Source organism: Curtobacterium luteum (genome assembly GCF_014646995.1).
GTDB lineage: Bacteria > Actinomycetota > Actinomycetes > Actinomycetales > Microbacteriaceae > Curtobacterium > Curtobacterium luteum.
In genome coordinates, this window is sequence record NZ_BMOI01000014.1 from 25492 (window position 1) to 38578 (window position 13087).

Genomic DNA, 13087 nt, shown 5'->3' on the forward strand with positions numbered 1-13087 from the left:
CAACAATAGCATGGCTTTCGGGTGCTCACGACCACCGGGCACCACGATCGAACAGGAGCACCATGACCGACCGTCTCGCCGCCGGCGACACCGCCCCCGACTTCACCCTCCCGGACCAGGACGGCACGGAGCACTCGCTGTCCGGGCTCCGCGGGAAGAAGGTCATCGTGTACTTCTACCCGGCCGCGTCCACCCCGGGCTGCACGACCGAGGCGTGCGACTTCCGCGACAACATGTCGTCCCTGCAGGCAGCCGGGTACGAGGTCCTCGGCGTCTCGAAGGACGAGCTCCCCGCGCTCAAGAAGTTCCAGCACGAGCAGGCGCTGACCTTCCCCCTGCTGAGCGACCCGGACCTCGCGGTGCACAAGGCGTACGGGGCCTGGGGTGAGAAGAACAACTACGGGAAGATCGTCACCGGCACGATCCGGTCGACGATCGTCGTCGACGAGGACGGCTCCGTACAGCTGCCGCTCTACAACGTGAAGGCCACCGGGCACGTGGCCAGCCTGCGGAAGAAGCTCGGCCTGGTCTGATCACCGGACGCGACGCACTGGAGGCCCGGTGCCGGTCCGTGGGACCGGCACCGGGCCTCCAGGCGGTTGCGGCGGGTGTCGAACGCCGAGCCGGACGTGTCAGTCGCGGTCCGCGTCCTCGCGGACGAGGGCGGCCGTGACCGGCCGCGAGAGCACGAGCGTGATGGCGAGCAGCGCGGGGATGAGCAGGAGCCAGCCGAACCAGGCGACGCGGAAGACGCCCTGGAACGCGCCGATCGCGAGCGCACCCTGCAGGACCTGCCAGACGATGATCCCGGAGCGGACCCAGGGGCGGCGGTTCCGGAGGCCGACGAACAGCGAACCGAGCCACAGGGCCGCGATCGCGGTGAGGATCGTCAGCGCGATGCCGGAGGCGAGACTCGACGCCGGCGAGGTGACGAGCTCGACGAGGAGCCAGACGGTCACGGCGGCCAGCGCGAGGAACTCGAGCCCGAGGACGACCTGCAGCACGCGGAACGCGGGCGAGGGCTGTCCAGGGTCCGCGGACCCGGCGGGTGTGGTGTCGTGCACAGCGATCCTCCAGCGTCGGAACCCTTGATTTGGCCCTACCAGTATGGAACGATATTCGAGGTCGTTTGGACGGCACGATGTGGTGCGCGTCTCCCGCGGTTCGACGCTCCTCCCCCGAGCGTTCAGCGGGCGTCAGACTCGCTTCCAGCGGATTCCTCCCCCACACGGTGTCCCCTCATGCTCAGCATGCCCAGCGTTCCGATCCCCGAACTGCGGCCCACGGCTGCCGTTCGAGCATCGACATCAAGGAGCACCACACATGGACTGGCGTGACCAGGCAGCTTGCCTCACCGCGGACCCCGAGCTCTTCTTCCCGGTCGGGAACACCGGCCCCGCAGTGGACCAGATCGAGAAGGCGAAGTCCGTCTGCGCCCGGTGCACCGTCACCGAGATGTGCCTGCAGTACGCCCTCGAGAACAACCAGGACTCGGGCGTCTGGGGTGGCCTCAGCGAGGACGAGCGTCGTGCGCTGAAGCGCCGCGCCGCTCGCGCTCGTCGCGCCTCCTGACACAGGTCGCCTGAAGCCCGTCACCCCGGTGGGGTGGCGGGCTTCGTCGTGTGCGGGCGGGGCAGGTGCCGGCGCCCGGGTGCGCGCCGGTGGGCGCCGGTGCGCTTCGTGCGCGCCGGTGGGCGCCGGTGGGCGCCGGTGCGCTTCGTGCGCGCCGGTGCCCTTCGTGCGCGCACAACAAAAGTCGAACGGCACCGCGGTTTCCCGTGGTGCCGTTCGACTCCGGTTGCGCAGCGCAGCGCGGCTGCGCGGGCGATCAGGCCGCGGGCGACCGGGTGAGCCAGCGGAACGGGATCGAGATGCCGACCTCGGTACCGCTGCCCGTGAGCGTGTGCCAGTCGATCGTCCCGCCGAGCTCGCCCTGGATGAGCGTCCGGACGATCTGCGTGCCGAGCCCCGACCCGACCTTGCCCTCGGGCAGACCACGGCCGTTGTCGCGCACCTGGATCTCGAGGTGGTCGTCGTGGCGATCGGCGACGATCTCGACCTCGCCGTCGCGACCGTCCAGCCCGTGCTCCACCGCGTTCGTCACGAGCTCGGTGAGGCCGAGCGCGAGCGGAGTGGCCGCCTCCGAGGGCAGGACCCCGAACTCGCCGGTCTTCTTCGGGCGGACGGTGGTGTTGTGCGACGCGGCGACCTCGGTCACGAGCTTGAGGACCGAGTCGAACACCTGGTCGAAGTCGACGTTCTGGCTGAGCCCGGTCGACAGGGTGTCGTGGACGACCGCGATCGCCGCGACCCGGCGCATGGCGTTCTGCAGGGACGTGCGGGCTTCGTCCGAGTGCGTCCGGCGAGCCTGGATCCGGAGCAGGGACGCCACCGTCTGCAGGTTGTTCTTGACCCGGTGGTGGATCTCGCGGATCGTCGCGTCCTTCGTGATGAGCTCGCGCTCCTGGTGCCGCAGCTCGGACACGTCCCGGCAGAGCACGATCGCTCCGATGCGCTCCCCGTGGTCGCGGAGCGGGATCGACCGCAGCGAGACCGTGACGCCCTTCGCCTCGACGTCGGCACGCCAGGGCGCACGGCCGGTGACGACGAGGGGCAGTGACTCGTCGACGTCGAGCTTCGAGCCGATGAGTTCGGTCGTCACCTCGGCGAGGGACTTCCGTTCGAGCTCACCCTCGAAGCCCATGCGGTTGAAGGCGCTGAGGCCGTTCGGACTGGCGAACGTCACGACGCCGTTCGTGTCGAGCCGCAGCAGTCCGTCGCTCGCGCGCGGTGCCCCACGTCGTGGGCCGGCGGGGGCACCGAGGTCCGGGAAGTCGCCCGTGGCGATCATGCCGAAGAGATCGTTCGCGCTCGCGGTGAAGTTGAGCTCCTGGCGGCTCGGCGTCCGCATCTCGTCCTGGTTCGAGTGCCGGGTCACGACCGCGATCGGCCGGTCGGTGGTCTCGGCGCTGTTCGCACTGAGCCGACGCAGGACCGGGATCGCGCGGACCCGGGTCGGGGTGTCCTCGTACCAGTCCGGCTCCGCGGAGTCGACGACGCGGCTCCCGGCGAAGCAGTCGGTGACCTGCTCGCGCCACTCCTCGCGGATCTCCTGACCGACGATGTCGCGGTAGAAGAGCGTCGCGGCCGAGCTCGGCCGGGCGTGGGCGACGGCGACGAAGGTCCCGTGCTCGGCGGTGGGGACCCAGAGCACCATGTCGGCGAACGAGAGGTCGGCGAGCAGCTGCCAGTCCCCGACGAGCAGGTGGAGCCACTCCACGTCGGCTTCGGAGGAACGGCCTTGCGCGAGGACGAGGTCACTGAGGGTCGACACGAGCCAATTCTAGGTGCCGCCCTGTGTGGACAGATCCGCGTTGTCCACAGCCCTTCCGCTGCAAACATTCTGCATGTCGCACGGGAAATACGCTCGGCCGGAACGAAAGGGGCCGGGGTGGCGCGAGGAGCAGTACAGCGGGACGACGAGGGGCAGGACCGGGCGGAGACCGTCGCCGAGCCGACACTCCACCTCGTCGCCCGGGAAGCCGACCGGCCGGCCCAGCCGCCGGAGGGCCAGCCGCCGGTGGCCCTGGACGTCCAGCCGCTGGTCGCCGCGCTCCCGGATCCACGACAGACCGCGCGGGCACTGGCGCTCTGCGTGGTCGAGATCCTCAGCGGCGCACGCGAAGTCGACAGCATCGCACGGTGGGTCACCGAGGACGTGCACCGGCACCTCCAACAGCGTGCGGCCGTGGCGGCACGGAACCGCTCGGCGACACGACGCCCCCACCGTCGACCGTCGCTCCGTGCCGGCAGCGTGGTCGCGTGCTCCCCCGCGGACAACGTGGTCGAGGCGACGGTGGTCGTGCACGGGCGGAGTCACGCGCGCGCCGTGGCGATCCGACTCGAGGTGCGGAACGCCCGCTGGCGAGCGACGGCGGTCGGCGTGTTGTGAGCCGCGCAGGCGGGGCGTCGGCGCGAGTCTCGTGGCCAGCGACACCGCTCGGGGTCCGGGACGCGCACAGTGTCGCGGAGCGCGAGTCTCGGGTCCGGCAGCGCGGAGCGGCGGACGACCGGACGGACGGACGGGAGGCGCGGTGCCAGCTGGCACCGCGCCTCCCGTCCGTCGATTCCTGCGTCAGCCGCGCTTGGCCGCCCGACGCTCGGCACGGTTGTTCGCGGACGCCTGGCCGGAGGCCGTGGCGGCGTTGCCGAACGCGGAGCCCTGCTCCGGGCCCTGCTGCTCCTCCGCCTCCGCCTGGGCACGCTGGGCCCGGGCGGTCGCCGCCTGCTCGAGGCGCCCCGGCTCGTCGCGGACCTCGACCTCGCCGTCGATCGACGGTGCCGAGTACTCCAGACCGCTCGCCTCTTCCTCGCCGAGGCCCTTCGCCTCGATGACCGCGTTCTCGCCGTCGGACTGCACCTGCACCTCGAGGTTGAACAGGTATCCGACCGACTCCTCGCGGATCTGGCCCATCATGCTCTGGAAGAGCGCGTAGCCCTCGCGCTGGTACTCGACCAGCGGGTCACGCTGGGCCATCGCGCGGAGGCCGATGCCGTCCTTGAGGTAGTCCATCTCGTAGAGGTGGTCGCGCCAGCGGCGGTCGATGACCGAGAGGACCACGCGACGCTCGAGCTCGCGCATCGCCTCGTCTCCGAGGAACTCCTCGCGCTTCTGGTACGCCAACTGCGCGTCGGAGAGGATCTCACGCCCGAGGAACTCGCGGGTCGCCTTGCCCTTCGAGCCGGCCTCGGTGATGACCTCGTCGATGGAGATCGAGATCGGGAAGAGCGTCCCGAGTTCGGTCCACATCGCGTCGAGGTCCCAGTCGTCCGGCGAGCCCTCACCGGTGTGGGTGTCGATCACGTCGTCGACGACGCTCTTGAGGAAGGTCTGCGCGCGGTCGTGGATGTCGTCGCCCTCGAGGATGTGCCGGCGGTCGCTGTAGATCGCTTCGCGCTGGCGGTTCAGGACGTCGTCGTACTTCAGGACGTTCTTCCGGATCTCGGCGTTCCGGCTCTCGACCTGCGCCTGGGCCGACCGGATGGCCCGACCGACGAGCTTGTTCTCGATGGCGAGGTCGTCGGGGACGTTCGAGCGCCCCATGAGGCTCTCGGCAGCACCCGAGTTGAACAGGCGCATGAGGTCGTCGGTGAGTGACAGGTAGAACCGGCTCTCGCCCGGGTCGCCCTGACGGCCCGAACGACCGCGCAGCTGGTTGTCGATGCGGCGCGACTCGTGGCGCTCGGTGCCGAGGACGTAGAGACCGCCGGCCTCGCGCACCTTCTCGGCCTCGTCCTTGATCTCCGCCTTGACGCGGTCGAACACGTCGTCCCACGCGGCCTCGTACTCCTCCGGCGTCTCCGTCGGGGACAGACCCTTCGCGTGCATCTCCTGCACGGCGAGGAACTCGGAGTTGCCGCCGAGCATGATGTCGGTGCCGCGGCCGGCCATGTTCGTGGCGACCGTCACGGCGCCGAGTCGACCGGCCTGCGCGACGATCGCGGCCTCGCGGGCGTGGTTCTTCGCGTTGAGGACCTCGTGCTTGACGCCCTTCTTCGCGAGGAGCTTCGACAGGTACTCGGACTTCTCGACGCTGGTGGTGCCGACGAGGACGGGCTGGCCCTTCTCGTGCCGCTCCGCGATGTCCTCGGCGACCTGCTCGAACTTCGCCTTCTCGTTCTTGTAGACGAGGTCGGTCTGGTCGATGCGCTGCATCGGACGGTTCGTCGGGATCGGGACCACGCCGAGCTTGTACGTCGACATGAACTCGGCCGCTTCGGTCTCCGCGGTGCCCGTCATGCCCGAGAGCTTCTGGTACAGGCGGAAGTAGTTCTGGAGCGTGACGGTGGCGAGGGTCTGGTTCTCGGCCTTGACCTCGACGCCCTCCTTCGCCTCGATCGCCTGGTGGATGCCCTCGTTGTAGCGACGGCCCATGAGGATGCGGCCGGTGTGCTCGTCGACGATGAGCACCTCGCCGTTCATGACGACGTAGTCCTTGTCGCGCTTGAACAGCGAGACGGCCTTGATCGAGTTGTTGAGGAACGAGATCAGCGGGGTGTTCGCCGACTCGTAGAGGTTGTCGATGCCGAGGTAGTCCTCGACCTTCTCGATGCCGGGTTCGAGCACGCCGACGGTGCGCTTCTTCTCGTCGACCTCGTAGTCCTCACCCGGGGTGAGGCGCTTGGCGATCGAGGCGAACTCGGTGAACCAGCGGTTGGCCTCGCCCGAGGACGGCCCGGAGATGATGAGCGGCGTGCGGGCCTCGTCGATGAGGATCGAGTCGACCTCGTCCACGATGGCGAAGTAGTGACCGCGCTGCACCATGTCGGACGCCTGCCACGCCATGTTGTCGCGCAGGTAGTCGAAGCCGAACTCGTTGTTCGTGCCGTACGTGATGTCGGCGGCGTACTGCTCGCGACGCTCCGCCGGCGACTGGTTCGCGATGATGCAGCCGGTGGTCATGCCGAGCGCGCGGAACACGCGGCCCATGAGCTCGGACTGGTACGACGCGAGGAAGTCGTTCACCGTGATGACGTGGACGCCGCGCGACGGGATCGCGTTGAGGTAGGCCGCGGTGGTCGCGACGAGGGTCTTGCCCTCACCGGTCTTCATCTCGGCGATGTTGCCGAGGTGGAGGGCCGCGCCGCCCATGAGCTGCACGTCGAAGTGCCGCATGCCGAGGGTACGCTTCGAGGCCTCGCGCACCGCGGCGAACGCCTCGGGCAGCAGGTCGTCGAGGGTCTCGCCGTTGGCGTACCGCTCGCGCAGCTCCTTGGTCTCGTCCTGGAGTTCCTCGTCGGTGAGGGACGCGAAGTCGTCTTCCAGGTCGTTGATCGCCGAGGCGTAGGCCTTCAGGCGGCGGAGGGTTCGTCCTTCGCCGATGCGGAGGACCTTCTCCAGCACGTTTGCCACGTGAGCTCCTTACGAGGTCGTCTCGCGCCGTCTGCGCGATGCGATCAGCCAGTCATGCTAGCAACCCCGCGACGACCGACGCTGGGAGCGACGCGGCTGTGCGCGGCCCGCGAACGGGCCGCGCACAGGCGTCGCGTCGGCGGTGCCGACGGGGTCAGGCGAGGGCCGCGGCCGGCTCGCTCACGGCGTGGGCACCGGCGGACGAGGGGTCCTCGATGCCGATGACGCCGTAGTCCCACCCCTTGCGGCGGTAGACCACGCTCGGCCGTCCGGTCGCGGAGTCGACGAAGAGGTAGAAGTCGTGCCCGACGAGCTCCATGTGGTACAGCGCGTCGTCGACCGTCATCGGCGCGGCCTCGAAGACCTTCTCGCGGATGACGACCGGGCAGTACGCCTCGTCCTCGGGCTCGTCCTGCGTGTCGGCCTCCACCGTCGGGATCGCTCCGGTGGCGACGGTCTGCAGGAGCTTGCCGTCCGCAGGGGTGACGCCGAGGTGCTCGAACGCCGTGCCCGAGGCCTCACCGACGGAGGTCGGGCGGTGACGTCCGCGGTGCACCTTGCGGCGGTCGCGTGCGCGTCGGAGTCGTTCGGTCAGCCGGGCGAACGCCAGGTCGAACGCCGCGTACTTGTCCGAAGCGGCCGACTCCGCCCGGACGAGCGGCCCGGGGCCGATGAGCGTCAGCTCGATGCGGTCCTCGCCGCCGCTGCCGCCGCTCTTCTCGTTGTGACGGCTGACCCGCACCTCGAAGGCGAGGGCCCGGTCGGCGAGCGCGTCGATCTTCTCGGACTTCTGTTCGACGTAGGTCCGGAATCGGTCGGTGACCCCGACGTTCCGGCCTGTGATCGTCACGTCCATGTGGCGGCTCCCATCCACGCTTCGGCGCGTCGCCTCCGTCCGGCGATCTCTGACGCCTTGTCGTGAGGCTAGACCCGACCCGGTGCACGTGTCACGACATCTCCGCGTTCCCCGATGGACACCCACCGGACACCCAGGAGACACCGTGGCTCCCCCTCCCCGGACCTGCCGGCGCTCAGTCCTCGACGCTCGCCACGGTCACGCAACGGACGACCGTGCCGCCCGCGGCCCGGACGGCGCGCACGGCCTCGGCCAGCGTCACGCCCGTCGTCACGACGTCGTCGACGAGCACGACCGTCCGCCCGGCGACACCGTCCGCGCGCAGCGTCCCGACGGTGGCGGCCACGCGGTCCGTCGCGCCGAGCTCCTTCTGGCCCGACGACCGGGCTCCCCGCGAGCGCACGAGCGCACGACCGACCGGCGCCCGACCCCGCCGGAGGAACAGCACCACCGGGTCGAAGCCACGCCGCCGCGCACCCCGGGTCGAGGGCGGCACGCGGAGCAGCAGCGGATCGGCCGGCGCCTCGGCGAGCGCCCGGCGCACGAGCGCGCCGAACCGCCGGGCGAGCGGCGGCGCGAGGTCGACGCGGGACCGCAGCTTGACCTCGAGCAGGAGCGTCCGGACGAGGCCCTCGTACTCGAACGCCGCATCGGTCCGGACCCCCGCGACGAGGCGGACCCGCGGCGGACGCTGTGCGACGAGGAGGCGGCAGGCATCGCACAGGGCACGGTCGGCTCTGCCGCACCCGGCGCAGTCGACCGGCAGGAAGAGACCGACGACGGCGAGCACGGCGTCGACGGACCGGTGCGGCGGTGCGGTCGCCGCCAGGAGGGGAACGGCGGGCGGGGGAACGGCGGGCGGGGTGGCGTCCGGCGGGGACGCGTCCGACGGCGGCGCGGTGTCGGACGGGCGTGCGGTGCTGGGCTGGCTCACCCGACGATCGTGGTCCCGGCCACCTGCCGGACGGCGGCCGAACGCGCGACGGTGGACGGGCCTCCAAGCCGGGCCTGCTGTGCAGGACCGACAGGAGGACGGTCAGCGCTGGGTGCCGAGCGCCCCGGCCCGGACGCCCGTCTTCTCCCAACCGCCACCCGTGGACTGCAGGACCTGCGCATCCGACATCCGCAGCAGCAGCGATCCGCCGCTCCCCCCGACGATCGTCGTCGCACGCCCCTCCGGCTTCGGCAGGGTCGTCGGCCGACCGCCGATCGTGGTCCGGACGACCTCCGGACCGGTGTCCGTCTGCCCGACCGAGGCCACGTCCGCGTCACTGACCCACGTGGCACCGACGGCGTCCTCGGACGCAGCCTGCACCCGGACCGGGGACCCGAGGGAGGTCGGGACGCGGTCGCGGTCGCGGATGATCGCCATGACGTACAGGGCCGGCCCGTCCGCGGTCTGCAGGAGCGCCAGCGCCCGCGTCGAGTCCCGGGACACCTGGAACGACACAAGTCGCCCCTTCGGCAGGGTCGTCGGGACCACGTGCGGCTCGCCCTTGAGGGAGTAGGACGTGACCTCGGACGGGTCGTCCTCGCTCCCGACCCAGACGGAGCCGCCGCCGAGGTCGTCGACGGACGGTGGCACGAGGTCGGTCCGGGTGTCGATGCGCAGCCGCTGCTGGCCGGAGCGGACGACGAAGACCCCCTCGTCGCTCCGCACCGCCGCGACCGTGCCCGAGCCGCTCAGCGCGAGCGCCGTCGGGTCGAGCGCGGAGATCTGCTGGCTCATGCCACCACCGAGTCCGGCGACGCTGCCCGTGCCGGCCGCGTAGCCGGCCTTGCCGCCGGCCTCGACGAGCGGCCGGGGGTCGACGTCGGGGTTCTGCTGGGCGTCGGACGAGCCGTTCTCCGGGACCGTCAGGGTCGCACCCTCGACCGTCATCGTGACCGAGGACACGGAGGCGACGGTGGCGAGGGACTTCGCCAGCTGCTCGCGCATCCGCACCCGGTCCGTGGTGCTCGAGCGCAGCGCGTCGCTCGACAGGTCGACCTGCGCCGTCCCGCTCTCGATGGTCACGGCGTTCAGCGAGAGCTGCGTGCCCTCGGGGAACGCCGACACGACGGCGCCCTTCAGCCAGTCGGACGGCCCGGCGAGCAGCGCGCTCACGATCCTCGTGCTGACCGAGGAGCGGGCGAGGAACCAGCGGACGTCCGGCACGAAGAAGTCGTAGGTGGGGTCGTAGAAGTACAGGGCGTGCTGCTGGAAGACCGACTGGAACCGCACGGGTGACAGGATGATGCCGTCGGGTGCGTAGGCGATCCGCCAGTCGTCGCCCTCGTGCACGAACTGGAAGGTCAGGGTCGAGGTGGTCGGCCGCACGGCCTGGGTGTACTCGCCGTCGGCGTCGACCGAGGCGCTCGCGGTGAGCGTGTACGTCAGCTCGTCCGCCCCGACTCGTTCGACCTGACCGCTGCCGTCGCTGATCGTGACGCCCTGGCGGGGGTTCCACTTCTGCGCGAACGAGGAGGAGAGGAACTCCCGGGCGGTCGCGTAGTTGTTCTGGGCCCCGGTGGCCGCCGCGATGAAGCCCCGGAGCACGGCGGTCTGGTCCTCGCCGCCGGAGGGACCGTCGGGGCGGAGCTCGACGCCGGAGACCGACTCGTCCTTGATGGACTGGCCCGAGCGGACGTCGCCGGAGACCGGGATGGCGGCGCAGGCGGACACGGCGACGAGGGTCAGCGCGGCGAGCGCGACGGCGAGGGTGCGGCGGAGCCGGCGGGCGACGCGCGGGGCGGCGGCGCGGCCGGCGCCCGGTACGGGGGCGCGGCCGGCGCGCGGTGCGGCGGCGCGCCCGGCGCCCGGTGCGGCGACGTGCCCGGCGCGGCCGGCGCGCGGTGCGGCGGCGCGGCCGGCGCCCGGTGCGGCGGCGTGCTGGCGGGTCATTCGTCCTCCTCGCGGACGGCACGCGGGCCGTCGTAGGGGTCGTCGAGGTCGGGCAGCGGGATCGCCGAGGTCGCGGTCGACACCTGGCCGGTCCGCGGCAGGGTGAGCACGAACGCCGAGCCCTCCCCCACGCGGGACCACACGTCGATCCGACCGCCGTGGAGGTTCGCGTCCCCGAGGCTGATCGCGAGCCCGAGCCCGGTCCCGCCGATGGTGCGCTTGCGGCTCGGGTCGGCCCGCCAGAAGCGGTCGAAGACGCGGGCGGCGTCCTCGGGCGGCATGCCGACGCCGTGGTCGCGGACGGCGATCGCGACGGTGCGCGCGTCGCTGTCGACGACGACCTCGACGGGGCGCTCCTCGCCGTGCTCGATCGCGTTGCCGACGAGGTTCCGCATGATGCGGCGGACACGGCGGGCGTCGAGCTGCATCGTGGTGTGCCCGCCGGGGGTGCGGAGCCGGAGGTCGACACCGGCGCGCTCGGCCAGGGGGCGGAACTCCTCGACGATGTCGGCGGCGAGCGCAGCGGGGACGACCGGCTCGGTCTCGAGCTGGACGGCCTGGGCGTCGTAGCGGGAGATCTCGAGGAGGTCGGCGAGGAGCAGCTCGAAGCGCTCGACCTGGGCGTGCAGGAGCTCCGCCGACCGCGCGACGGCCGGCTCGAAGGCGTGCCGGGAATCGTAGAGCACGTCGCCGGCGAGGCGGATCGTGGTGAGCGGGGTCCGGAGCTCGTGCGAGACGTCCGAGACGAACCGCTGCTGCACCCGCGAGAGTTCGGCGAGCTGGGTGATCTGACGACTCACGGCGTCCGCCATGCCGTTGAAGCTCCGGGCGAGCGTGGCGATGTCGTCACTGCCGTGCACCGGGATGCGCTCGTCGAGGCGTCCGGCGGCGATCTTGCGGCTCGTCTCGGCCGCACCGCGGATCGGCACGACGACGAGCCGGACGACGAGGCTCGTGACGAGGGCGATCAGGACGATGAGGGCGACGCCGCCGATCGAGAGCGTCTGCGACACGAAGTCGAGGGTCTGCTGCGCGTCGGACAGGTCGTACACGAGGTAGAGCTCGTACTGTCCGGCGCTCGGGATCTGCAGCGTCGAGCCGACCGCGAGCCCGGGCTGCCGACGCCCGCCGTCGTCGAGTTCGACCGGCTGCAGGCTGAGGCGTCCGGTGTCCTTGCCGACCTCCTTGCGGAGCGAGTCCGTGATGACGGCGTCGGGGAAGTCCGGGGTGACGATCGTCTGCAGGGTCTGCGGCGTCGTCTGGTTCGGGCTGCGCTCGATGGCGACGTCGGTGCCGCCGGGGCTCGTCGTGTTCGACAGGATCGCCTGCTGCGCCTCGTTCTGCAGGGTCTCGAGCTCGGACTGGTTGTTGTCCTCGCCCGCGGTCGCCGCGTCGAAGATGTTCTGCGCGACGATCGTGGCCCGCGCGGACTCCGCCTCGATCTGGTCGCGGCGCTGGGCGTAGACGTTGTTCGAGATGCTCACCATGACGGCGGTGCCGATCACGGCGACGGCGAGCCCCGTCGTGATGACGGTGATGGCCACGGAGCGGACCAGGAGCGACCGCCGCCACAGGTACGCGACTCCTCGCCAGGCGCGACGGCCCCACCGGCGGAGTCGGCGACCGGTCCGGCCGAGCGTGCCGGTGGCGACCGGGCGGGGTCCGGACGGTGCGCGCCGCGGCACGGTGCTCAGGCTCCTCCGGCCCGGTACCCGACGCCGCGGACGGTCGTGACGATCTTCGGGTTGTCCGGGTCGTGCTCGATCTTGGCGCGGAGGCGCTGCACGTGCACGTTCACCAGGCGGGTGTCCGCCTTGTAGTGGTAGCCCCAGACCTGCTCGAGGAGCATCTCGCGCGTGAACACCTGGTTCGGTTTCTCGGCGAGGGCGCGCAGCAGGTCGAACTCGAGCGGGGTGAGGGCGATGACGGTGTCGCCGCGGCGCACCTCGTGCCCGGGGACGTCGACGGTGAGGTCCCCCACGTGGAGCACGGTCGAGTCGGTTGCGGTCGGTCGCAGCCGGGTGCGGATGCGGGCGACGAGCTCCTTCGGGTTGAAGGGCTTCACGACGTAGTCGTCGGCGCCGTTCTCCAGACCGGCGACGACGTCGGCGGTGTCGCCCCGGGCGGTGAGCATGATGATCGGCGTGCCGCTCTCGGCGCGGATCCGCTTGCACACCTCGATGCCGTCGATGCCGGGGAGCATGACGTCGAGCAGCACGAGGTCCGGCTCGGTGCCGCGGAACGCCTCGACGGCCGCGTTGCCGTCGGCGCTGAACTCGGGCTCGAACCCCTCGGAGCGGAGGACGATGCCGATCATCTCGGCGAGGGCCTGGTCGTCGTCGACGACGAGGATGCGCGGTGTCATGTGATGGGGGCTTCCGTCCCTGTGGAGCGTGCGGTGCCCGTCCGGCACCGATCCTCACGATAGCCGGTG

General features: G+C 71.3%; 11 protein-coding genes. 3 read left to right on the top strand and 8 right to left on the bottom strand.

The window, feature by feature from the left end; all coding sequences use genetic code 11:
• Positions 1–62 precede the first annotated feature (62 nt).
• Positions 63–533, top strand: a complete 471-nt coding sequence (bcp, locus tag IEY20_RS14235) for a thioredoxin-dependent thiol peroxidase (RefSeq protein WP_022904219.1) — start codon at positions 63–65, stop codon at positions 531–533.
• A gap of 99 nt (positions 534–632) precedes the next feature.
• Here bcp and IEY20_RS14240 read toward each other — a convergent pair whose 3' ends face one another.
• Positions 633–1064, bottom strand: coding sequence for a hypothetical protein (locus IEY20_RS14240; protein WP_175328691.1), 432 nt, complete (start codon positions 1062–1064; stop codon positions 633–635).
• A gap of 259 nt (positions 1065–1323) precedes the next feature.
• Here IEY20_RS14240 and IEY20_RS14245 point away from each other — a divergent pair, with 259 nt between their 5' ends.
• Positions 1324–1572, top strand: coding sequence for a WhiB family transcriptional regulator (locus IEY20_RS14245; RefSeq protein ID WP_022904217.1), 249 nt, complete (start codon positions 1324–1326; stop codon positions 1570–1572).
• Positions 1573–1828: 256 nt separating this feature from the next.
• On the opposite strand, the gene IEY20_RS14250 is transcribed toward IEY20_RS14245, so the two are convergent.
• Positions 1829–3334 (bottom strand): sensor histidine kinase, encoded by a 1506-nt coding sequence (locus IEY20_RS14250; protein WP_175328692.1) that lies wholly within the window; start codon positions 3332–3334, stop codon positions 1829–1831.
• A gap of 117 nt (positions 3335–3451) precedes the next feature.
• Between IEY20_RS14250 and IEY20_RS14255 the strand changes: the two genes are divergently transcribed.
• Positions 3452–3952 (top strand): Rv3235 family protein, encoded by a 501-nt coding sequence (locus IEY20_RS14255; RefSeq protein ID WP_022904215.1) that lies wholly within the window; start codon positions 3452–3454, stop codon positions 3950–3952.
• Positions 3953–4135: 183 nt separating this feature from the next.
• On the opposite strand, the gene secA is transcribed toward IEY20_RS14255, so the two are convergent.
• From secA to mtrA, 6 genes are all read right to left on the bottom strand, one after another.
• Positions 4136–6913, bottom strand: coding sequence for a preprotein translocase subunit SecA (secA, locus tag IEY20_RS14260; protein WP_188889253.1), 2778 nt, complete (start codon positions 6911–6913; stop codon positions 4136–4138).
• Between the two features lie 154 nt (positions 6914–7067).
• A complete protein-coding gene (gene hpf, locus IEY20_RS14265) occupies positions 7068–7769 on the bottom strand; it encodes a ribosome hibernation-promoting factor, HPF/YfiA family (protein ID WP_022904230.1) in 702 nt (233 codons plus the stop codon).
• Between the two features lie 175 nt (positions 7770–7944).
• Positions 7945–8703 (bottom strand): ComF family protein, encoded by a 759-nt coding sequence (locus IEY20_RS14270; RefSeq protein ID WP_022904231.1) that lies wholly within the window; start codon positions 8701–8703, stop codon positions 7945–7947.
• A 102-nt stretch (positions 8704–8805) separates the two neighbouring features.
• Positions 8806–10653, bottom strand: a complete 1848-nt coding sequence (locus tag IEY20_RS14275) for an LpqB family beta-propeller domain-containing protein (protein ID WP_188889255.1) — start codon at positions 10651–10653, stop codon at positions 8806–8808.
• On the bottom strand, positions 10650–12338 hold the full coding sequence (mtrB, locus tag IEY20_RS14280) for an MtrAB system histidine kinase MtrB (protein ID WP_242088301.1): 1689 nt from the start codon (positions 12336–12338) through the stop codon (positions 10650–10652). The genes IEY20_RS14275 and mtrB overlap by 4 nt, the downstream gene beginning before the upstream one ends.
• A 5-nt stretch (positions 12339–12343) precedes the next feature.
• Positions 12344–13018, bottom strand: coding sequence for an MtrAB system response regulator MtrA (mtrA, locus tag IEY20_RS14285; protein ID WP_022904652.1), 675 nt, complete (start codon positions 13016–13018; stop codon positions 12344–12346).
• Positions 13019–13087 lie beyond the last annotated feature (69 nt).

Coding starts and splice junctions, on each gene's coding strand:
- hpf (WP_022904230.1), bottom strand. CDS start 7,769: ATGGACGTGACGATCACAGGCCGGAACGTCGGGGTCACCGACCGATTC.
- bcp (WP_022904219.1), top strand. CDS start 63: ATGACCGACCGTCTCGCCGCCGGCGACACCGCCCCCGACTTCACCCTC.
- IEY20_RS14275 (WP_188889255.1), bottom strand. CDS start 10,653: ATGACCCGCCAGCACGCCGCCGCACCGGGCGCCGGCCGCGCCGCCGCA.
- IEY20_RS14245 (WP_022904217.1), top strand. CDS start 1,324: ATGGACTGGCGTGACCAGGCAGCTTGCCTCACCGCGGACCCCGAGCTC.
- mtrA (WP_022904652.1), bottom strand. CDS start 13,018: ATGACACCGCGCATCCTCGTCGTCGACGACGACCAGGCCCTCGCCGAG.